General features: G+C 72.2%; 13 protein-coding genes, 1 pseudogene and 1 CRISPR repeat array. Of the genes and pseudogenes, 8 read left to right on the top strand and 6 right to left on the bottom strand.

The genetic code is table 11. The features are described 5' to 3' along the window. Positions 1–101: 101 nt before the first annotated feature. The gene (locus tag C1701_RS26215) at positions 102–626 is read right to left on the bottom strand and encodes a hypothetical protein (RefSeq protein ID WP_051314272.1); all 525 of its coding nucleotides are present in this window, start codon (positions 624–626) and stop codon (positions 102–104) included. Beyond that, positions 623–1,093, bottom strand: a complete 471-nt coding sequence (locus C1701_RS26210; protein WP_030107127.1) for a winged helix-turn-helix transcriptional regulator — start codon at positions 1,091–1,093, stop codon at positions 623–625. Before C1701_RS26210 ends, C1701_RS26215 begins: the two co-directional genes overlap by 4 nt. Before the next feature lie 59 nt (positions 1,094–1,152). On the opposite strand from C1701_RS26210, the gene C1701_RS26205 reads away from it, so the two are divergent. Together C1701_RS26205 and C1701_RS26200 are read left to right on the top strand one after the other, a co-directional pair. Next, entirely contained in the window at positions 1,153–1,719 is a 567-nt protein-coding gene (locus C1701_RS26205; RefSeq protein WP_103056856.1) for a pyridoxamine 5'-phosphate oxidase family protein, read from the top strand. 304 nt (positions 1,720–2,023) lie between these two features. Continuing rightward, entirely contained in the window at positions 2,024–2,641 is a 618-nt protein-coding gene (locus C1701_RS26200) for an SRPBCC domain-containing protein (protein WP_026420165.1), read from the top strand. Positions 2,642–2,753: 112 nt separating this feature from the next. Here the strand turns inward: C1701_RS26200 and C1701_RS28010 are convergent, their stop codons facing one another. Next, the gene (locus tag C1701_RS28010) at positions 2,754–2,972 is read right to left on the bottom strand and encodes a hypothetical protein (protein ID WP_337662004.1); all 219 of its coding nucleotides are present in this window, start codon (positions 2,970–2,972) and stop codon (positions 2,754–2,756) included. 667 nt (positions 2,973–3,639) lie between these two features. Here C1701_RS28010 and C1701_RS26195 point away from each other — a divergent pair. Next, the gene (locus C1701_RS26195) at positions 3,640–4,095 is read left to right on the top strand and encodes a VOC family protein (RefSeq protein ID WP_103056855.1); all 456 of its coding nucleotides are present in this window, start codon (positions 3,640–3,642) and stop codon (positions 4,093–4,095) included. Between the two features lie 108 nt (positions 4,096–4,203). Here the strand turns inward: C1701_RS26195 and C1701_RS26190 are convergent, their stop codons facing one another. Beyond that, positions 4,204–4,611: a pyridoxamine 5'-phosphate oxidase family protein gene (locus tag C1701_RS26190; protein ID WP_337662003.1), complete on the bottom strand. Its 408-nt coding sequence runs from the start codon at positions 4,609–4,611 to the stop codon at positions 4,204–4,206. 270 nt (positions 4,612–4,881) lie between these two features. Then, positions 4,882–5,275: a CRISPR direct-repeat array (repeat unit 28 nt; unit sequence GTCCTCCCCGCGCACGCGGGGCTGTTCC). A 229-nt stretch (positions 5,276–5,504) separates the two neighbouring features. On the opposite strand from C1701_RS26190, the gene C1701_RS28005 reads away from it, so the two are divergent. Further along, on the top strand, positions 5,505–5,804 hold the full coding sequence (locus C1701_RS28005; RefSeq protein WP_337662002.1) for a hypothetical protein: 300 nt from the start codon (positions 5,505–5,507) through the stop codon (positions 5,802–5,804). 259 nt (positions 5,805–6,063) lie between these two features. Here C1701_RS28005 and C1701_RS26180 read toward each other — a convergent pair whose 3' ends face one another. Continuing rightward, complete coding sequence (locus C1701_RS26180; protein WP_337662001.1) at positions 6,064–6,336, bottom strand: hypothetical protein; 273 nt, start codon at positions 6,334–6,336, stop codon at positions 6,064–6,066. Positions 6,337–6,508: 172 nt separating this feature from the next. After that, entirely contained in the window at positions 6,509–6,664 is a 156-nt protein-coding gene (locus C1701_RS28000) for a hypothetical protein (protein ID WP_337662000.1), read from the bottom strand. A gap of 273 nt (positions 6,665–6,937) precedes the next feature. Between C1701_RS28000 and C1701_RS26175 the strand changes: the two genes are divergently transcribed. From C1701_RS26175 to C1701_RS26160, 4 genes and pseudogenes are all read left to right on the top strand, one after another. After that, positions 6,938–9,586: an SDR family NAD(P)-dependent oxidoreductase gene (locus tag C1701_RS26175; protein WP_103056854.1), complete on the top strand. Its 2,649-nt coding sequence runs from the start codon at positions 6,938–6,940 to the stop codon at positions 9,584–9,586. Positions 9,587–9,890: 304 nt separating this feature from the next. Continuing rightward, a pseudogene (locus C1701_RS26170) lies at positions 9,891–10,637 on the top strand (beta-ketoacyl synthase N-terminal-like domain-containing protein); the annotation flags it as partial. 17 nt (positions 10,638–10,654) lie between these two features. Beyond that, positions 10,655–10,996, top strand: a complete 342-nt coding sequence (locus tag C1701_RS26165) for an acyl carrier protein (RefSeq protein WP_337661998.1) — start codon at positions 10,655–10,657, stop codon at positions 10,994–10,996. A 263-nt stretch (positions 10,997–11,259) separates the two neighbouring features. Next, on the top strand, positions 11,260–21,171 hold the full coding sequence (locus tag C1701_RS26160; RefSeq protein ID WP_443098176.1) for a type I polyketide synthase: 9,912 nt from the start codon (positions 11,260–11,262) through the stop codon (positions 21,169–21,171). The last annotated feature ends 2 nt before the right edge of the window (positions 21,172–21,173 follow it).

Here is a 21,173-nt window from a genome sequence, read left to right as displayed (position 1 = left end):
CTCCTTCGGAAGCCCAGCGTGCCACCACCGGGTAGCACGGTGAGGCGCCGGGGCGGGGGTTCGGCCCCGCCCCGGCGCGGTAGGCCGCCCAACGAGTCGGCTCAGGAGTGGTCGGGGAAGACCCAGCGGGTGGAGCGGGCCCCGTGGTCCTCGTCGGTGCCGAAGGCGTACGCCCGGCGGGGCGTGATCCGGTAGACCTCGTACGGCGGCTGGCCGGCGGTCGGCGCCCCCTCCGCACCGCCGAGCGCGTCCCCCAGGACGCTCGGGGACCAGCCGTACTTGGTGGCGTAGGCGGTGGCGACCGCGTGCAGCGTGGCCCGGTCGGTGACGCGGCTCGTCGTGCCCTCGACCACGGTGTCCGCGATGTCGGTCTGACAGGCCAGCGTGGTCGTCGGGTTCGTGTCGAGGGGGCGGCTCTTGCGGGTGGCGGGGCTGGTCGAGACGTGCGGCGCGCCGTCGACCCACACGGACAGCACCGGGCGCAGGGTGGGGTGGTCGCCGCTGGCCGTGCTCCACCAGTAGGTGCTCGCAGTGGCGAACCTGTCGCGCGCCTCCTCCCAGGGGATCGGTGTGGAGCCGGGTGGCGCGTCCCGCCCGATGAGGGTGGCGCGTGCTGGGGTTGTCACGGTGTCTCCTCCCGTGCCGGTGCTCCGGGGCCGTCGAGCACGTCGACGTCGGCAGCGGTCATTGGCTGGTCGCATTGGGAACAGTGCAGCGTCACGTTGCTCGCCTCGCCACAGCTCCGGTGTCGGAACAGCGCGGGAGGGCCGTCCTCGCCGGCCAACCACCGGTCTCCCCACCCGGCCAGCACGAGGAGCGCGTCGCAGAGTTCGGCGCCCCGAGGGGTGAGCACGTACTCGTGGCGCGTGGGCCTGTTCGTGTACGGGTGGCGGTCGAGGACCTGCTGGTCGACGAGCCAGGCGAGGCGTTCGGCGAGCACCTTGCGTGAGATGCCCAAGGACGCCTGGAGGTCGTCGAACCGTCGTACGCCGACGTAGATGTCGCGCAGGATCAGTGGCGACCACGGCTCACCGATGACGTTCCAGGTCCGTGCGATCGAGCAGGGCATGTCGCCGAAACGGGTCCGCTGCATGCGCCCATCATACCCAGCTAAGTTCCTTGAGGGAACTCTGTGGTCTAGAGTGCGACGGCATGGAAACGGACATTCCCGCCGATGATGCCGCCGACCTCGTCTCGTGGGAGGAGGGCGGCGGACCTCCCTCGCGGACCGAGCCCCTGTTCGGTCCCTCTGATGCCAGCCCGTTCGACGCCCAGGCGCCGCTGACGCCCTGGTCCGAGGCGGAGCGGCGGCTGGCGGCGGCCTCCACGGTGTGGTTGGTGACCACCCGGCCCGACGGTCGGCCGCACGCCGTGCCCGTCTTCGCGGTCTGGGTCGACGGCGCCCTGTTCGTCACGCTCCGGCCGGGCTCCCGGAAGGGGAGGAACCTCGCCGTGAACCCCCAGGTCAGTGTGATCGTCAGCTCTGACGAGCTGGAGCTGGTGCTGGAGGGGCGGGCGGAGCGGGTTCGGGAGGTCAGGGGGCTTCGTCGGGTCGGCGACGCGCTGGCCGGGAGGTTCGGGTGGCGGCTCGCCGTCGCTGACGACGGGGTCGTGACCGACCCCGACCTGCCCGGCGAACCCGAGTACGGGATCTACGGCGTGGTGCCCCGGGTGTCGTTCGGGTTCGCCGAGGTCTCGGCCACCCGCTGGTCGTGGTAGGTGCGCCCCCACGAGGGTCGCCCGTATGGCGCCGCTCGGTCACGGGCTGGGACGCAGCAGGGGGAGGTGGGCATAGTTCAGGTTTTACTTATATAAGTCGCTGCCGTAATGTGTGCGCGGGTCCTGGAGCCAGGTGGTGAGCCGGCGTCCGCCGCCGCTCATCGTCCTGCTGAGAGCGACGCGGTTGGGTACTCCCTGAGGGGATGGCCGAGCAGGCGGGCCAGCTGTGGGACCCGGTGGAACGCCTCGGCGACGACGAGGCCGTACCCGCGGCAGCGGGGCGGCGGACAGGGGGAGAGCGGCGATGGACCTTCTCGACCACATCAACCGGACCCACCGCGCGGTCAAGCGGGGCACCGAGATGAACTCGGTGATCCTCACCCGCGCCTACGACACCACGCTGCCCGACCTGTGGGACGCCTGCGTCAACCCCGAACGGCTGCCGCGCTGGTTCGAGCCGGTCAGCGGTGACCTGCGCGAAGGAGGCAGGTACCGCCTGGAGGGCAGGGGCATCGAGGGCACGATCGAGGTCTGCGTGCCGAGGGAGCGACTGCGGGTGACCTGGGAGGACTCCGGTGCTGGCAGTTTCGTCGAGGTGAGCCTGCGCGAGGAGGGCGACCAGGCGGTCCTCCGCGTCGAGCACGTCCAGGCGGGCGGCGACTTCTGGAACACGTTCGGCCCCAGCGCCACCGGTGTTGGCTGGGACGGTTCCGTCCTCTCCCTCGCGCTGCACCTCGCCGGCGACCCGCGTGCCACCCCCGAGGAGATGGCCAAGGTGGGAGCCAGCGAGGAAGGGGTCGAGTTCATGCGGCGCACCGCCGCCGCCTGGGCGGACGCCGACGTCGAGGCCGGGGCCGATCCCGACCACGCCCGGCAGACCTCGGATCGCACCTTCGCCTTCTACACCGGCGCCGAGCAGTAGCCGCCCAGGGCACGACCACGCCGGGGCGGGCGGACGGAGACACTCGCTGCCCCGCTTCGGCGTGGCCTGTGCCAGCCCTGCGCCCGGCCCCGAACGTTGACGACCTCGTCGCTCATCCCTCTGGTGAGGGCGCCTCTCCAGGACCTCGACGGTTCATCCAGGTCAGGAGTTCCCGCTCCCAGCAGGTGACGCAGGGTTTCCCGCCGGTGCCGTGCGGCACCCCGCGAACCTCGCCCGCGTCGAAGACCCTGCCGCACCACACCGCGACGCGGGTCGTCGTCCGGTCGCGAAGCCGGTGCAGGACGCCCAAATCCGGGTACTCAATCCACATCGGACACCGTCCTCCTCGGGCCGGTCCGTTGCTGGCACGACGCCCGCCGCCTGGCCGGGCGGTGGGGCCCGGCACCGGCACCGCCCACGTGGGCGGAAGCGCCGACCGGCGCCCGGCTCGTTCGCCGCGTGAGGAGGGGGATGGGAAGCACCAGCCGCGAGCACCCGGAAGCCGCTGGTGGCAGGGCGGGCGGCGGCCCGCCGGTGAACCGTTCACCAGCCCGCCACTCGGCGGAGTTCGCACCACACGACCGCGCTCCCCACTGGAGACGGAACGGACCCCGGTCCGTGCGCCACGATCCCCCGCCCTCCAGGAGTGGGTACCAGCACAACGAGACCGGGGAGAAGGGGTGATGACCTGGCCGTGGGGTGAAACCTCGCGGATGGCCCCCGATCGAAGGCCCCTGGCCGAACCCAGGGCCGCACGCTCCGGAAAACGCCGGTCCGAGCCGTGGTCAACGTCCGGGAGGTCCGGCCTCCTCCAGCGGTGGTCCAGACCTCGGCCGTGGGTCGGATGTGGGCGCGATGATCGTGCGGCGACATCGCGGGCCGACGCACGACGTGGGCGCGCCGCGATCGCAGCGGACGTCCTTCGCCGGGACCTGGCCGCCCCTGGGACCTCTCAGCGAAGTCGGTGTCCTGTCAGCCTGGTCTGGGATGCTCCGCGCATGGAGATGACGGTGCAGCTGACGATCGACTGCTCCGATCCGCCGAGAATGGTGACGTTCTGGGCCGAGGCCCTGGGCTACGTCCCCGAGCCCCCTCCTGCCGGGCACGCCACCTGGCGCGCGTACTGGGCGGCGACGGGGGTGCCCGAGTCAGAGCTACCGGCAGGCGCCGGGGATGGCCCGGAGTCGATCGTCGACCCAACTGGACGCGGACCGAGGGTGTGGTTCCAGCAGGTTCCCGAACCGAAGGTTGGCAAGAACCGGTGGCATCTCGACCTGAAGGTCAGTGGTGGCCGTGACGTCCCACTGGAAGTCCGCGCGCAGCGGGTCAAGGCTGCTGTCGAACGGCTGGTCACAGCTGGTGCCACGCTGCTGCGGATCAAGGATGGGCCGCACATGGGGCTCTACACCGCCGCCATGCGGGACCCCGAGGGCAACGAGTTCGACGTCGCCTGAGGCCGTCGCGGCGGTGTCGCCAACAGCCACCAGCTCCCAGCCGCGACCAACGCGCCTAGCGAGTGATCGGTTCCTGCCTGGGCGACCCCGCCGGTCGCACGGTCTGACCTACCAACCCCAGGAGTGGGTGGGCGTGATGGTGATGCGGGCGCTGAGCGCCGCGTCGAAGGTGTGACGGGTGTAGCCCGTGGCGGGGTAGAGGTGTTCGTACTTGTCCAGGAATTCCGGGATCGAGGACGGAGGCGGGCCGTCGAGGCTCACCTCGGCCCGGCCGGAGACGACACGGATGTGCCCGGCGCTGGGGTCCGAGTGGAAGGTCATCACGACCTCCGGATTCGCGAACAGGTGGCGCACCTTGGCGGCGTGCGGCTCACTGAAGACGACGAGTTTCTCCTCCAGGTAGACGAACCAGACGGGGCGGAGTGCTGGCCGGTTGCTGGGGGTCACGGTGCCGAGCCAGAGAACTCGGTCCTCGGCCTTCTCCGACAGGCCTTCCAGTGGCGAACCAGTAGTCATGCCACAACGCTAGGAGTTCCACATTGCTTGAGGTCAAGGTCATGGTGGTGGATGGGCGTCAGTGCTCCGTCTTCGGCAGACGGGTCCGCCCGGGGTTGGAGGCAGGGGAGAGGAGGGGGCAATGCGGACAATGACGAGTGCTCCTGCGAGGCGCTTCCGGTTCGTCGAGACGGTTCGGCGGCGCTCAGGGAACCGGAGCATCCCGTATGGTGACGGAACAAAGTGAATGAGAATCGGTGTGGGCGCTCCTAACGCCGCAGGTCAGGAAGTGTCCTCCCCGCGCACGCGGGGCTGTTCCGGCACTGCGCAACTCCGGTGGAGCGGGAGGGGAGTCCTCCCCGCGCACGCGGGGCTGTTCCTGGGTCCGGAACAACGTCCTGTCGAAGCTGCCGGTCCTCCCCGCGCACGCGGGGCTGTTCCGTTCCCCGGAGCCAGGCTGTCCCAGCCCGAATCGTCCTCCCCGCGCACGCGGGGCTGTTCCTGAGATCCGCGCCGTCAAGGCGCTCAGTACGGAGTCCTCCCCGCGCACGCGGGGCTGTTCCGCTCCTGTCGGAAATCCGGCTGAACGAATCGCTGTCCTCCCCGCGCACGCGGGGCTGTTCCGAGCCCAAGCTGGTTCGGGTCCACCACCTCGACGTCCTCCCCGCGCACTCGGGGCGGTTCCCTCGTCCACAGGGGCGGCCGGTGCGGACAGCCGGTCTCCCCGCGCATGCGGGACTGCTCGTGATGTTGGTTGCTTCCGGGGGGCTGCCGAGTTCACGCATCGGTCCCCGTCGTCGACCAGCCGCCGTTCGGGTGGGCACGTTCACCGACTGCTGCTAGCCCCAAAGGGTGAACTCTGTGCTGCGTGAGCGTGATTCGAGCTGGCACTCCTACAGTCCTGGCATGGCCGCATGGCACCAGCCCCCATGTCCGGGTGTGGCAACTCTCCGCATTTCTCCCGACCAGGCTCCCCCCACCTCGTGCCGGTGTTGAGCAGGAGGGTCATCTGCCCGTGCGGCAGCATGACCCTGTTCGAGCCGCCCAACTGCCAGCGGCGGTCCTGCCTCCGCCGTTGGACGTGGCTGTGGTGCGTTCCGGCGCTCGTCCTGCTGGTGCTCATCATCCCGCTGACCGTGGCGGTGTGGGGCGACTCCTCGCCCTGTGACGAGGGGTTCCGATCGCTCGGCCCGCAGGTCTGCGTGCGGGAGTAGACGTCCTGATCGCTTTCCACCGGGTTGGTGGTGCTGGCGGCACCACCCTGCCGGCCCTGCCGACCCAGCCGTGCGGGGTCGGAGGCCGGCGTTCCGCCGGAATCGCGGGGCGACTCCGACATCCCCGTTCGTTCCTGGTGTGGCGGGCACCGGGAAGCCCGGGTTTCCCGGTGCGGTGCCGGTCGGGAGCGGGTCGACGGGGCGCCGGCGCCCCGTCGTCAGCGGTTCGGGGCGGGCGCCGGCGGCCTTTGGTCCGCCCTCATCCCCGGAACTTCGGGGTGCGGTTGTAGCCGATGTCGGGGTTGTTCGACTGGAGCGTTTCGATGTACTGGCGTTCCCGCGCCCGGACCTCGGTAGGTTCCGCCGTCGGCGACTCCCACAGGACCTGCTTGCGCACGGTGAAATCGCGCAACTGCTCCGGTGTGTGGTCGGCGGCCACGAGTTCGTCGTTGACGCTTCCGAAGTAGGTCACCGTGCCGGTCACGTCGGAACCCACGTAGATCTTGCCGTTGGGGTAGGTGATCTTGTACACAACCTGTGTTCGCACCGGACGATCCCACCGAAACCGGCGGTGGGGGGTCAAGGAGATGGCGCGAACGCCGCCGGAAAGAGCGATGCGCCCGAGGTGTCCAGGCGGTTTCGAGGGCGGAAACCGTTCCGGGCCTGGTGCGGCGCACCAGGCCCGGAACGCCGGGGCCTCCGGTTCAGCCGGTCTCGACGACGGGCTGCTCGAACTGCGCGGCGTAGAGGCGGGCGTAGGCGCCGCCCGCCGCGAGGAGTTCGTCGTGGGTGCCCTGTTCGACGATGGGCGGGGCGGGCCGGGTGGAGGGGCGTTCGGCGGACGGGCCGGTCGTGGTCATGGGTTCTCCCTGGTCGGTCGGGGCTGCGGGGAGCGGGTCCTGGGGAGGTACGAGGTGGCGCGCGGTCCTCGTCGCGCCCTCGCCCCGATCCCCGTTCCCGGGGCGCCAATCTCGCACGAGCCTGGACCGCGCTCCGAGCCAGCCCGGGCTCGGCCGTCCAGAGTGGCCGGTGCGGCCATGTCCCCGTCGTCGGCGAGGAGGACCGCCCGGCGAACCGGTGCCGTTCGTCGCCGACCGCACGCCCGCGCGGCACGGTCCCCGTGGCACCGCCTCGTGCGGTACGCCATCACCCAGAACACGGCGCAGTTCCTCGCGCGTTACCAGCAGTTCGAGCTGCGCTGGGACCAGGTGGAGGCGCTGCGGCTGGTGGCGTGGGTCTGCCATCACTCCCGCGCGTTGCCGATGGCGAGCGAGGACCTCGTGCAGTCGGCTGGTCACGACGTCCTCTCCGAGCACCTCCTCTCGTTGTGGGGGGAGCGGCTGGGTTCCGCGCGGAGCAGGGAGGCGGGCTCGCAGGCCTGGTTCCTCGCCGCGTTGTCCGACTTCAACCAGCAGATCCAGGCCCGGGACATCGTCTTCTTCCTCAAGGAGGCGGCGGAGAAGTCCGCCGACGACCCCGTGCCGACGAAATGGACCGACCGGTTGTTGACGCCGATGTCCATGCGCCGGGCGTTGCCGGCGTGCAGCCGGCAGAAGATCGAGGCGATCCCCGCCCCGCCACCACGTCCCGCGTCGTCGCCACCGTCATCGCCCCTCCTCCTGGTCGGCACCGGACGCCGACCCGACGGGACGCTAGGCACGGGGAGAGGTGGGAGTCGTCACGCCCGGGGACCAGGTCTCGGTGCTCCTCCAGGCGGAGCCGGGTGGTCGGGTAGGCATCCTCGGTGGGGACCGCTGAGCATCACCGCGGGTCACGCCCCTCCACCCCGGCGCAGACCCGGTCCAGGCCGGTTCGCCCACGCGTCGCCCGCCGCCGGCAACCTCCGACCACGGGATGAGGAGCGGGCCCACCGCGAGGTGGACGCGCGCCGCCGCCGGGCCCTGGCTGGGGTGCATGGGAGTTGTGGCACGGTCCCGCTGCCGACCTACGCCTTCCAACACCGCGACTACTGGGTTGACCCGACCACGCGCGCTCCCTCCGGCGCGACCACGGAGGAAGCGCGGTTCTGGGCGGCGATCGAACGCGAGGACATCGACGAACTCGCCGCCACCCTCCAGGTCGACGGTGCGGAGGGGCAGGCGTCGCTGAGCGCTGCGGTCGAGATGCTCTCGGCCTGGCGGCAGCGTGTGCGGTCCGACGCCGCCATCGACGACCTGTGCTACGACGTCACGTGGAAGCCGTTGCCGGCGGACCCGGACGAGGCGGTGTCCGGGACGTGGCTGGTGGTGTCGTCCGACGGTCAGGCGGACGACGAGACCGTCAGGGCCTGTGTCGACGGCCTCAGGGAGCACGGCGCGCGAGTGGAGACGATCGGCGTCGCGAGCGCCTCGACCCGAGGGGAACTCACCGCGCTGCTGCGTGTGCTCGCCGCGGACGACGAGATCCGGGGCGTCCTCTCGACAGTGGCCCTCGACGAGCGTGGCGGGGCAGCGGGAGTGCCCGTGGGGGTCGAGTTGACGGTCCTGCTGATCCAGGCGCTCGGGGACGCCGGCATCCAGGCACCACTGTGGTGCGCCAGCCAGGGTGCGGTCTCGACGACCAGGTCGGACCTGCTGCGCAAGCCCGTCCAGGCACTGGTGTGGGGTGTCGGCAGGGTGGCCGCGCTGGAGCATCCCCGGACCTGGGGGGGACTCGTCGACCTGCCGGAGACCGTCGACGACCTGGCACTCGCCCGCCTGTGCGGTGTCCTGGCCGGGCGGACCGGTGAGGACCAGGTCGCGGTGCGTGGCTCCGGTGTCCTCGCCCGCAGGCTGACCCGGGCCGCCCCGAAAGGCAGGCCGGTCCGGTCGTGGCGACCACGAGGAACCATCCTGGTCACCGGCGGAACGGGCGCGCTCGGCTCGGAGGTCGCGCGTTGGCTCGCCCACGCCGGAGCCGAGCACCTGGTCCTCACCAGCAGGCGCGGCCTCGCGGCGCGGGGCGCGGCCACCCTGCGTGACGAGCTGGTCGAACTCGGCGCGCGGGTGACCGTGGCGGCCTGCGACGTGGCCGACCGGGACGCACTGGCCGAGCTGCTCGACACCGTGCCCGAGGAGTACCCGCTCACGGCGGTCATGCACGTCGCCGGCGTGCTGGATGACGGCGTCCTCGATTCGCTGACGCCGGAGCGGTTCGGGGCGGTGCTCCGCCCGAAGCTGGGGGCGGCGCTCGCACTGCACGAGCTCACCAGGGAACTGGACCTCTCGGCCTTCGTCCTGTTCTCCTCGGACACCGGGACAGTGGGCAGCGCTGGCCAGGGCAACTACGCCGCGGGCAACGCGTTCCTCGACGCCCTGGCGGAGTGGCGCCGGGCGCACGGGCTGCCCGCGACCGCCGTCGCCTGGGGTCCGTGGGCCAGCGTGGGCATGGCCTCGGACGGCGCGGCCAAGGAGCGGCTGGGCAAGCGCGGCCTCTCGCCCATCGCCCCCGAGGTGGCGATCACGGCGCTGCGGCGGGTGCTGGACCACGACGAGACGACCGTCGTGATCGCCGACGTGCTGTGGGAGGCGTTCTGCGCCTCGTTCACCTCGGTGCGGGACAGCAGGCTGTTCGAGCGGATTCCTGAGGCGAGGCAGGCGATGGAATCCGATGCCGCCCCGGCTCCGGGGCAGCCCGACGAGGAGTCCTTCCTCGGGCGGTTGTCGGGGTTGTCGGTGGTGGAACGCGAGGAATGGTTGCTGGCGTGGGTGTGTGGCGTGGCCGGCAGGGCTGGATGGTCTGGCCCAGTACCGGCGTGGCCTGGGGTTGGCGGGTCAGTCGTTGGCGTGGGGGTTGTGGGCTGAGGGTGGGATGGCTGGGGATGCCCAGCGGATGGCCGGGGCGGGGTTCCCGGCGTTGACGGTGGAGCAGGGGTTGGCGTTGTTCGACGCGGCCTGGGGTGTGGACCGGTCTGTGGTGGTGCCGGTGGTGTTGGACCTGCCCCGGTTGCGGACGCGGGGTGTGCCGCCCATGTTGCGGGGTCTCGTGAGGACACCCACCCGGAGAGCCGCACCGGGTGACGCCGGACTGGTCGCCGAGCTCATGTCGCTGGGCTCGGACGAGCGGGTCGCGACCGTGTTGAACCTCGTCCGCACGCACGTTGTCGCGGTGCTCGGACACGCCACGAACGACGCCGTCCAGCCGCACCACGCGTTCAGCGATCTGGGTTTCGACTCGTTGACGGCGGTGGAGCTGCGGAACCGGTTGAACGCGGTGACGGGGTTGCGGTTGCCGGCGACCCTGGTGTTCGACTACCCGACCCCGGCGGTGTTGGCCGAGTTCGTGGTGGGTGAGTTGGTCGGGACTCGGGCTGCGGTGGAGACCGTGGTGGCCACGGGGGTCGGGACCGACGAGCCGATCGCGATCGTGGGGATGTCCTGCCGTTACCCGGGGGGCGTGTCGAACCCGGACGAACTGTGGGACCTGGTCGCGGCTGGCGGTGACGCCATCGGCCCCTTCCCCCAGGACAGGGGGTGGGATGTCGACGGGTTCGGCGGGTTCCTCGCGGACGCCGCCGAGTTCGATCCGGCGTTCTTCGGGATCTCGCCGCGTGAGGCCTTGGCGATGGACCCGCAGCAGCGGCTGCTGCTGGAGGCCTCGTGGGAGGCCTTCGAACGGGCTGGTGTCGACCCCACCGGTCTCAAGGGCAGCAGGACCGGTGTCTTCGCCGGTCTCATGTACCACGACTACGTGTCCGAGTCGAGCACGGTCCCCGATGGCGTTGAGGCCTTCCTCGGCATGGGGAACGCCGGCAGTGTGTTGTCCGGGCGGGTTGCTTACACGTTCGGGTTCGAGGGTCCGACGTTGACGGTGGACACGGCGTGTTCCTCGTCGTTGGTGGCCCTGCACCTGGCGTGGAGTTGCGGGGTCGGTTGACGGCGGTCACGGGGTTGTCCCTGCCGGCGACGTTGGTGTTCGACTACCCCACCCCCGAGGCCGTCGTCGAGTACCTCCGGCAGACCGACCTGGTGGCTGGTGGCGACGACACCGCCGGCCTGCTCGCCGAGTTGGACAAGCTGGAGGCCGGCCTGGCCGGCACCGCACCCGACGAGCTCACCCGGGCGAAGGTCGCGGTCCGGCTCCAGGCGTTCCTCGCCAAGTGGACCGGTGAGACACCGCAGGTCACCGGCCCCGGAGTGGTGGACCAGCTGGAGGATGCGTCCGACGACGAGATCCTGTCCTTCATCAACGACGAGCTGGGCCGCGCCACCTGAGCCCCGGTCCGGCCCCCTGCCCGACTGGGGGAGGGGGCCGGACATTAGGGGTGTTGCCCCACAGGGGCATCAAATAGCTTCGGAGAGGGTCGCGATAGGGGTTCGGTCCGGACGTTCCGGTACCGCGACGAGCATTTTGTCGTCGCGTTTCCCGGATTCATTGTCCGGCGGGTGTGTCCGGCAATCCCGCCTCTCGTGGGAAACCGCGATGAAGGTGCTGTCCTGGCTGACTCGGGTGGGGTTGAATGGCGAACGAAGAAACTCTGCGGGACTACCTGAAGTGGGTTTCCGCGGAACTGCACCAGACCCGGCAACGCGTGCGGGAGCTGGAGGCCGGTGACCGCGAGCCGATCGCGATCGTCGCGATGGCCTGCCGGTTCCCTGGCGGCGTCCGCACGCCAGAGGACCTGTGGCGGCTGGTGGTCGCCGGGACCGATGCGATCACCCCCTTCCCCCAGGACCGAGGGTGGACGGTTCCACCGGGACTCAGCACTTCCGGTGAAGGGGGCTTCCTCACCGACGTCGCCGATTTCGATGCCGCCTTCTTCGGGATCTCCCCGCGTGAGGCCGTCGCGATGGACCCGCAGCAGCGGCTGCTGCTCGAGGTTGCCTGGGAGACCCTGGAGCGCGCCGGCATCGACCCGGAGTCGCTGCGTGGCACCAACACGGGCGTGTTCACCGGCACCGCCAGCCAGGACTACGTTGGCGTGCTCCGGCAGGCCCCGGAGGGCTCGGAGGGGCACACGCTGACGGGCAACGCCGCCAGCATCGTCTCCGGCCGCATCGCCTACTCCCTCGGGCTGGAAGGCGCCGCCGTCTCCGTCGACACCGCGTGCTCCACCTCCCTCGTCGCGCTCCACCTCGCCGCCGCCGCGCTCCGGAAGGAGGAGTGCGGGCTCGCGCTCGCGGGCGGGGCGAGTGTGATGTCCACGCCCACCGCGTTCCTCGGATTCGACGACCAGGGTGGTCTCGCCGCCGACGGACGCTGCAAACCGTTCTCCGCGGCCGCCGACGGCACCTCCTGGGGCGAGGGCGCTGCGTTCGTCCTCCTCGAGCGGCTCGCGGACGCGCGGCGGAACGGCCATCCGGTGCTCGCCGTCCTCCGGGGGTCGGCGGTGAACTCCGACGGCGCGTCCAACGGGCTCACCGCGCCCAACGGCCCGGCGCAACAACGGGTGATCCTGCGGGCTCTCGCCGACGCCCGCCTCGCGCCGTCCGAGGTGGACGCGGTGGAGGCGCACGGCACCGGCACGGTCCTCGGCGATCCCATCGAGGCGCAGGCGCTGCTCGCCACCTACGGGCAGGACCGGGAGCGGCCGCTGCTGCTGGGTTCGGTGAAGTCCAACATCGGGCACACCCAGGCCGCCGCGGGGATGGCCGGGGTCATCAAGATGGTGCAGGCGATGCACCACGGCATGCTGCCGAGAACGCTGCACCTCGACACCCCGACCCCCCACGTCGACTGGAGCGCGGGCGCCGTCACGCTGCTGGGCGAGGAGACCACGTGGCCGGTGACGGGCAGACCGCGTCGCGTTGGCGTGTCCTCGTTCGGCATGAGCGGCACCAACGCCCATGTGATCCTCGAGCAGGCACCGGACGAGGAGCTCCCTGGCGGCACGGGTGGCATCCCGCCGGTGTCGCCATGGGTTCTCTCCGGGCGGAGCGCGGCGGCGTTGCGGGCCCAGGAGGAACGCCTCCTCGAGTTCGTCGCCGACACCGACGCCCGGCCGGTGGACATCGGCGCCGCGCTCACCACCAGGACGTCCTTCGAGCATCGTGCGGTGGTGTTCGACCGGGAGCAGCTCACCGGCCTGGGGTCGGGTGCGGTGCGGGGCAGCGCGTCCGCCGGGTTGACTGCGGTGTTGTTCACCGGTCAGGGCTCGCAACGCCCCGGAATGGGCCGGGAACTGACCGAGGCGTTCCCGGTGTTCGCCGAGGCCTTCGACGCGGTGTGCGCCGAACTCGACCGGCACCTCGACCGCCCGATCCGTAACACCGTCTTCCACGACGACGGTGATGCTGGGGTCCTGGATCAGACGGTGTACGCCCAGGCGGGGTTGTTCGCCCTGCAGGTGGCCCTGTTCCGGTTGATCGAGTCCTGGGGGGTGGTCCCGGACTCCCTGCTGGGTCATTCCATCGGGGAGCTGGCCGCGGCGCACGTGGCCGGGGTGTGGGACCTGCCCGATGCCGCTCGGGTGGTGGCGGCACGGGGCCGGTTGATGCAGGCCCTACCCGAGGGCGGGGCGATGGTGGCGGTGGAGGCCACCGAGGACGAGGTCATCCCGTTGGTGGGGGCGGGGGTGTCGCTGGCGGCGGTGAACGGCCCGGCGGCGGTGGTGCTCTCCGGTGAGCGCTCGGCGGTGGCCGGGGTGGTGGACCGGTTGGGTGACCGCCGGGTGCGGTGGTTGCGGGTCAGCCATGCCTTCCACTCCGAGTTGATGGACCCGATGCTGGCGGAGTACCGGGCGGTGCTCGCCTCGGTGGTGTTCCGGGAGCCGGTGGTGCCGGTGGTGTCCACGGTGACCGGTGCACTGGCCGGGACTGGGTGGTGTGACCCGGAGTACTGGGTGCGGCAGGTCCGGGAGACCGTCCGGTTCGGTGCCGCCGTGGAGCGGACTCGGGAGTTGGGGGTGTCCCGGTTCCTGGAGTTGGGTCCGGACGGGGTGCTCTCGGCGATGGGGCAGGACTGTGCCCCCGAGGGTGTGTTCGTTCCGGTGTTGCGCCGGGACCGCCCCGAGCCGGAGACGGTGGTGGGGGCGTTGGCGTCGTTGTGGGTGACGGGCATGCCCGTGGACTGGGCCGCCTACTACGGGGGCTGCGGGGCACGTCGGGTCCCGCTGCCCACCTACGCCTTCCAACACCGGCGCTTCTGGCCCACCACATCGGACTCCGCCAGCACTCCGGACAGCGATCCCGTTGACGCCCGGTTCTGGGACGCCGTCGAACGCGAGGACCGGAGCGCGCTCGCCGACCTGCTCGCCGTCGAGGACACCACACCGATCGAGGCCGCGCTGCCCGCCCTGTCCTCGTGGCGCCGTCGTCGCCGGGTGGACGACACCATCGGGTCGTGGCGCTACCGGGAGGTCTGGCGGCCCATCGCCGTCGACACCGATCCGGTGTTGACCGGAACGTGGTGGATCGTCACCGGCCCGGAACAGTCCGGGGACCAGACGGCCGAAGCACTGGCAGGCGCCCTCACCCGGCGTGGCGCCACCGTCGTGCCACTCGTGGTCACCGGGACCGACTCCGCCCTCCTCGCGGCCCAGCTCGGTGACGCTCCACGGCCCGACGGAATCCTCTCCTTCCTCGCTCTCACGGCCGACGACGCCGTGCCCGTGCCCGCCGGACTCGCCGCCACCGACGCGCTGGTGAAGGCGGTCGGCAGGACCGCGCCCGTCTGGTGCCTCACCCGGGCGGCCGTGTCCGTGGGACGGTCGGACGAAGCACCCGTCCCAGCTCAAGCGATGACCTGGGGATACGGTCGCGTCGCCGGTGTCGAACTGGCCAGGACCTGGGGCGGCCTGATCGACCTGCCCCGGACCTGCGACGAACGCGCCCTCACCCGCGTCTGCGGGGTCCTCGGTGGCGCGGAGGACCAGGTGGCCGTGCGGACCTCGGGGGTGTTCGCGCGCAGGCTGGGACGCGCCGCCAGGCTGGACGGCCCGGGGGAGCCCTGGGCACCACGCGGCACCGTGCTGATCACAGGCGCCACCGGCGCCATCGGCGGCCACCTCGCCCGCTGGCTCGCCCGGGAGGGCGCCGACCACCTCGTCCTCACCAGCCGGCGCGGCGCTGACGCACCCGGAGCGGCGGACCTGGTCGAGGAACTCGCCGCGCTGGGCGCCCGCACCACCATCGCCACCTGCGACGTCGCCGATCGGGCCGCGCTCACCGACCTGCTCTCCGCTCTGCGCGGGGCCGGCGAGACGATCACCGCCGTCCTCCACACGGCCGGTGTCCGTCAGCTGACCACGATCGATGACACCGGCCCGGACGAGTTCGCCCGGATCGTCACCGGGAAGGTCCTCGGTGCCGCGAACCTGGACGCCGCCTTCGCCGACGACGACCTCGACGCCTTCATCCTCTTCTCGTCGATCTCCGCCGTCTGGGGAAGTGGCGGGCAGGGGGCCTACGCCGCCGGGGGTGCCTATCTGGACGCGCTCGCGGCCCGGCGGCGATCCGCGGGGCTCCCCGCCACCTCGGTCGCGTGGGGTGTGTGGGACGGCGGCGGGATGAGCGACGGGGAGGTCGGCGCGGCCCTGGGCAGGCGAGGCCTGTCCCCGATGTCCCCCGACCTGGCCGTCCAGGCACTCCGGCAGGTCGTCGCGCACCGGGAGACCACCGTGACCGTGGTGGACGTCGACTGGGAGCGGTTCGCCCCCGCCTTCACCGTCGCCCGGCCGAGCCCGCTGATCGGGGATCTCCCCGAGGTCCGCCACGTCCTCGACGTCGGCGAGATCGACACGAGCGGCACGTCACGGCTGCGGACGGAACTGGAAGGCCTGCCGGCGCGGGAACGCGCGGTCGCCGTGCTCGACCTGGTTCGAGCGGAGGCCGGTCGGGCCCTCGGTTACACCGATGCGGACGAACTGCCCGCCGACCGCGCGTTCCGCGACCTGGGTCTGGACTCGATCACCGCCGTCGACCTGCGCGACCGGGTCAGCGCCGCCACCGGTCTCCGCCTGCCCACGACCCTCGTCTTCGACCACCCCACGCCGGCGGCCGTGGCCCGCCACCTCCTCGCGGAGACCTTCGGCGCGGACACCGACGGTGCCGCCGAGGTTCCGGCCGGCGTGGTCGGCGGGACCGACGACCCCGTGGTGATCGTCGGCATGAGCTGCCGCTTCCCCGGAGGCGTGCGGTCCCCCGAACAGCTGTGGGAGATGCTGACCAGCGGGGGAGACGCGATCGGGGAGTTCCCGACCGACCGAGGGTGGGATGTCGACGGCCTGTTCGGACCCGACCCCGACGTCCCCGGCACCTCGTACAGCACGCGGGGCGGTTTCCTCGACGACGCCACCCGCTTCGACGCCGCCTTCTTCGGGATCTCCCCGCGCGAGGCCGTCGCCATGGACCCGCAACAGCGACTGCTCCTCGAACTCTCCTGGGAGGCCCTCGAACGGGCCGGCATCCCCCCGGGGAGCCTGCGGGGCAGCCGAACCGGCGTGTTCGTCGGGGCCTCCCCCCAGGGCTATGGCAACGGCGTCGCCGACCTGCCGGACGAGGTCGCCGGCTACCTCATGACCGGGACCGCGACAGCGGTCCTCTCCGGCCGTGTCGCTTACACGCTCGGCCTGGAAGGCCCGGCGTTGACCGTCGACACCGCCTGCTCGTCCTCCCTGGCCGCCCTGCACCTCGCCGCGCAGGCCCTCCGAGGGGGTGAGTGCGAGCGGGCACTGGTCGGCGGCGTCGCGGTCATGGCGACACCCGGGACGTTCGTCGAGTTCAGCCGGCAACGGGGCCTCGCCGCCGACGGCCGCTGCAAGGCATTCGCGGACAGCGCGGACGGCACCGGGTGGTCGGAGGGGGTCGGCGTGCTCGTCGTGGAACGCCTGTCCACCGCCCGCGCCCACCACCATGAGGTCCTCGCCGTGGTCCGGGGGTCCGCCATCAACTCCGACGGCGCGTCGAACGGGCTGAGCGCGCCGAACGGCCCCTCCCAGAGCAGGGTGATCCGGCAGGCCCTGGCAGCCGCCCAGCTCGAGGCGTCCCAGGTGGACGTCGTCGAGGGCCACGGAACCGGAACCACCCTCGGCGACCCGATCGAAGCGCAGGCACTGCTCGCGACCTATGGCCGGGACCGGCCCGCGGACCGGCCCCTGCGGCTGGGCTCGGTCAAGTCGAACCTCGGCCACACCCAGGCGGCGGCCGGGGTCGCCGGTGTCATCAAGATGGTGCTGGCGATGCGGCACGGTGTCCTGCCCCGCACCCTCCACGTCGACCAGCCGTCCACCCGGGTGGACTGGTCGAGCGGAGCGGTGTCCCTGCTCACCGACCAGGTCGACTGGCCGGACACCGACGAGCCCCGGCGTGCCGCGGTGTCCTCGTTCGGCGTGAGCGGTACGAACGTGCACACGGTGCTCGAACAGGCCCCCGCCTCACACCGGGCACCGTCCGGCGACGTGCGGCCACCTGCCCTGACCCCGTGGCTGGTGTCCGGTCGCACCGCGAACGCGCTGCGCGCCCAGGCGGGTCGTCTCGCCGCCCACGTCAGCGAGGGGTCAGGACTGGACATCGCCTACTCCCTGGCCACCACCCGAACCCACCTCGAGCACCGTGCGGTGGTCCTCTCCGAGGACCACGGTGGGCAGGTCGCGGCGCTCGCCGCGCTCGCCGACGGCGCCCAACCCGCCGACGTGGTCCTCGGGACCCCGACGACCGGGGGAACGGCCTTCCTCTTCGCCGGCCAGGGAGCACAGCGCCCAGCGATGGGCCGGGAGCTGTACGACACCTACCCGGTGTTCGCCGACGCCTTCGACGAGGTGTGCGCCCACCTCGACCGGCACCTCGACCGGCCGCTCGCCGACATCGTCCTCACCGGGGAGGGCCTGGACCGGACGCGTCACACCCAGCCCGCCCTCTTCGCCGTCGAGGTGGCGCTGTTCCGCCTCCTCCACTCCTGGGGCGTCCGCCCGGACGTCCTCCTCGGGCATTCCGTCGGGGAGTTGGCCGCCGTCCACGTCGCCGGGGTGCTGTCCCTCAGCGACGCAGCCGCGCTCGTCGCGACCAGGGCACGGCTGATGGACGCCCTGCCCGAGGGCGGCGCGATGGTGTCGGTACGGGCCACCGAGGCCGAGGTGCGGCCCCTGCTGTCCGAGCACGTGTCGCTCGCCGCCGTCAACGGTCCCACCACCGTGGTGGTGTCCGGGGACGAGGAGGCCGTCGCCGCCGTCGCCGACCACTTCGCCACCCAGGGCCGCAGGACGAGGCGGCTGCCCGTCAGCCACGCGTTCCACTCGCCGAGGATGCGGCCGATGCTGGACGAGTACCGCGCGTTCGCCGCTGGTCTCCCCTTCGCGGCCCCGACCATCCCGATCATCTCCACGGTCACCGGAGCACCGGTCACCACTCGGGAACTGGTCGATCCCGACTACTGGGCGCGTCAGGTCTCCGACCCGGTCCGCTTCCTCGACGCCGTACTGGCCACGCGCGAGCGCGGGGTCACCATCCTCGTCGAACTCGGCCCGGACGGCACCCTCACCGGACTCGCCTCCCACTGCCTGCCGGACACCGAGGACCTGACCCTCGTGCCCACGCTCCGCCCGGAACGTGCCGAGCCCCGTACCGTGGTCACCGCCCTCGCCAACATCCACGCCGCCGGTGGAACGGTGGACTGGGCCGCGTACTACGCGAGGTCCGGAGCGACCCACGTCCCCCTGCCCACCTACGCCTTCGAACCCGAACGGTTCTGGCTGCGGAGCCAGGCCGGCCCGGCCGGCCCACCCGGGCTCGGGACCATCGGGCACCCGCTGCTCACCGGCGTCGTCGACGAGGCGCACGCGGACGCCGTGCTGTGCACCGGCTCCCTCTCCCTGGCCACCCACCCGTGGCTCGCCGACCACGCCGTCCTGGGGACCGTCGTCTTCCCCGGCGCGGGTTTCGTCGAACTGGCGCTCCAGGCCGGAGCCCAGGCCCGCTGCCCACGACTGGACGAGCTGACCATCGAGGCCCCACTCGTGCTCCCCGCCGAGGGAACGGTGCGGCTCCAGGTGCGGGCTGGCCCTCCCGACGAGACGGGAGCACGGCCCGTCACCATCCACGGCCGGGAGGACGACGACCAGCCCTGGACGCGGCACGCCGCCGGCACGCTCGCCCCCGCCAGCCCGCAACGGGGACGTGCCCTCGCGGAGTGGCCACCCACCGGGGCGACACCGGTCCCCGTCGACGGCTTCTACGACGCGCTCGTCGAGCTCGGCTACGGCTACGGGCCGGTGTTCCAGGGACTCACCTCGGCCTGGACCCACGGCGGCGACGTCTACGCCGACGTGACCCTCCCGACCGAGGACGGCGGCGGTTTCGGGCTGCACCCGGCGCTGCTCGACTCGGCGCTGCACGGCATCGGCCTCGCCGACCCCGACGAGTCCACCTCCAGCCGCCTCCCCTTCGCCTGGAACGGTGTCACCCTGCACGCACCCGGCGCCAGCGCGCTCCGGGTGCGGATCAGCCGGGCGGTTGGCGACGCCGTCGCACTCACCCTCGCCGACACGGCGGGCGGCCCGGTCGCCGAGATCGAGTCGTTGGTGCTGCGCCCGGTGACGGGCGCACAGCTCGGCGACGCCAGCCGGTCCCGGCAGGATTCGCTGTTCGTGCTGGACTGGACCGCGGTCGACGCGCCAGCCGAGGCCAACGCCGTCACCCTGCTCGGGTCCACCCTGCCCGACGCCGACCTGCCGAGGTGCGCCGAACTCGCCGACGTGGCCAGCGACGCGGGCAACTTCGCCGTCGTGACCCAGTTCGCCTCCGACGGCGACGTCCTCACCGCCACCCACGCCGTCACCAGCGCGGCCCTCGACTTCCTGCTCGCCTGGTTCGCCGATGACGGCTTCGACCGCACCCCGCTGGTCGTGCTGACACGGGGCGGTGTCGCCTCCGGTCCGGACGAGACGGTCACCGACCTCGCGCAGGCCGCGTTGTGGGGGCTCCTGCGGTCCGCCCAACTGGAGCACCCCGGCCGGCTCACCATCATCGACATCGACGACACCCCGGAATCGGTGGCGGCGCTCCCGCACGCCGTGGCCAGCGAGAACCCACAACTGGTGCTGCGCGGCGGCCAACTCCGGGCACCCGCGCTGAACCGGAAGCGCGGCTCGGGAGCCGAACCAGCACCGGTCGACCCGAGGGGAACCGTGCTCGTGACCGGGGGCAGCGGAGTACTCGCCCAGCTCGTGGCACGGCGCATGGTCGCGCGCGGCGCCCGGCACCTGGTGCTGGCCAGCCGCCAGGGGCCCGCCGCTCCCGGTGCCGAGGACCTGGCCGCCGAACTGGCCGACCTCGGGGCCGAGACCCGGTTCGTCGCGTGCGACGTCAGCGACCGGAACGAGGTCGCCAGCCTCCTCGCCGGTATCCGTGACGAGCACCCCCTGCGGGTCGTGGTGCACACGGCCGGTGTCCTCGACGACGGTGTCCTGTCCTCGTTGACACCGGGGCGGATCGGCACGGTGCTGGCACCCAAGGCGGACGCCGCCTGGCACCTCCACGAACTCACCCGGTCCCTGGACCTGTCCGCGTTCGTCCTCTTCTCCTCGACGGCCGCCACCTTCGGCAGCCCCGGTCAGGCCAACTACGCCGCCGCGAACGCGTTCCTCGACGCCCTCGCGCACCACCGTGCCGCCGCCGGGCTGCCCGCGCTGTCCCTCGGCTGGGGACCGTGGGCGGAGAGCGGCATGCTCGGCAACCTCGATGCCGGTGGTATCGCCCGTTTCGCCCGATCCGGTCTCGTCCCGCTGTCCACCGAGCAGGGCGCCGCCCTGTTCGACGCCGTCGACCAGGCGGACGGGCCAGCCGTGCTGGTGGCCCGTCCCGCGACCAGCGGGGCACAGGTCAGCATCGACCTGGTTCCCCCGCTGCTGCGCCCCCTGCTCCCGGTGTCCGCGCGGCCCCGCACCGAGGTCCCGGCGACCACGGCGTCGGAACTGCGGCTGCGGTTGTCCTCGGCCTCCGAGGAGGACCGCGACCGCATCACCTACTCCGTGGTCGTCGAGGCCGCCGCGGCGGTGCTCGGTCACTCCTCACCGGAGGCGATCGAGCGAGGGCGGGGTTTCCTCGACATCGGCTTCGACTCACTCACCGCCGTGGAGCTGCGCAACCGGCTCAACGCGGTCACGGGTCTGCGTCTACCCGCGACGCTGGTCTTCGACCACCCGACCCCGGAGGACCTCGCCGAGCACGTGCGGGACGAACTCGTCGAGAACACCTCCGTGTCGGCGCTCTGGCTGGTCGGGGAACTGGACAGGCTGGCGACGGCCTTCGCCGCGGTGCCGGAGGGCGACGACGACCGCGCCAGGGTCACCGAGCGGCTCCGGGGACTGCTGTCCAGCTGGACCGAGCAGGGACCCGCCGCCGAGGACCCCAGTGGACTCGCGGACGCCACGGCGGACCAGATCTTCGACCTGCTCGACGAGGAGCTCGGCGTCGCCGGGCCGCGCCCTGGCCCACCGACCACCTCCAAGGAGTGACG

The sequence above is a fragment of the Actinoalloteichus sp. AHMU CJ021 genome (genome assembly GCF_002895405.1).
Lineage (GTDB): Bacteria > Actinomycetota > Actinomycetes > Mycobacteriales > Pseudonocardiaceae > Actinoalloteichus_B > Actinoalloteichus_B caeruleus.
Note: the sequence above shows the minus strand (reverse complement) of the source record. Positions and strands in the feature narration are given on the sequence as shown.

Bases quoted from the DNA above. Each gene is read 5' to 3' on its own strand.
- C1701_RS26210 (WP_030107127.1), bottom strand. From the start codon at position 1,093: ATGCAGCGGACCCGTTTCGGCGACATGCCCTGCTCGATCGCACGGACC.
- C1701_RS26205 (WP_103056856.1), top strand. From the start codon at position 1,153: ATGGAAACGGACATTCCCGCCGATGATGCCGCCGACCTCGTCTCGTGG.
- C1701_RS26200 (WP_026420165.1), top strand. From the start codon at position 2,024: ATGGACCTTCTCGACCACATCAACCGGACCCACCGCGCGGTCAAGCGG.
- C1701_RS28010 (WP_337662004.1), bottom strand. From the start codon at position 2,972: ATGTGGATTGAGTACCCGGATTTGGGCGTCCTGCACCGGCTTCGCGAC.
- C1701_RS26195 (WP_103056855.1), top strand. From the start codon at position 3,640: ATGGAGATGACGGTGCAGCTGACGATCGACTGCTCCGATCCGCCGAGA.
- C1701_RS26190 (WP_337662003.1), bottom strand. From the start codon at position 4,611: ATGACTACTGGTTCGCCACTGGAAGGCCTGTCGGAGAAGGCCGAGGAC.
- C1701_RS28005 (WP_337662002.1), top strand. From the start codon at position 5,505: ATGGCACCAGCCCCCATGTCCGGGTGTGGCAACTCTCCGCATTTCTCC.
- C1701_RS28000 (WP_337662000.1), bottom strand. From the start codon at position 6,664: ATGACCACGACCGGCCCGTCCGCCGAACGCCCCTCCACCCGGCCCGCC.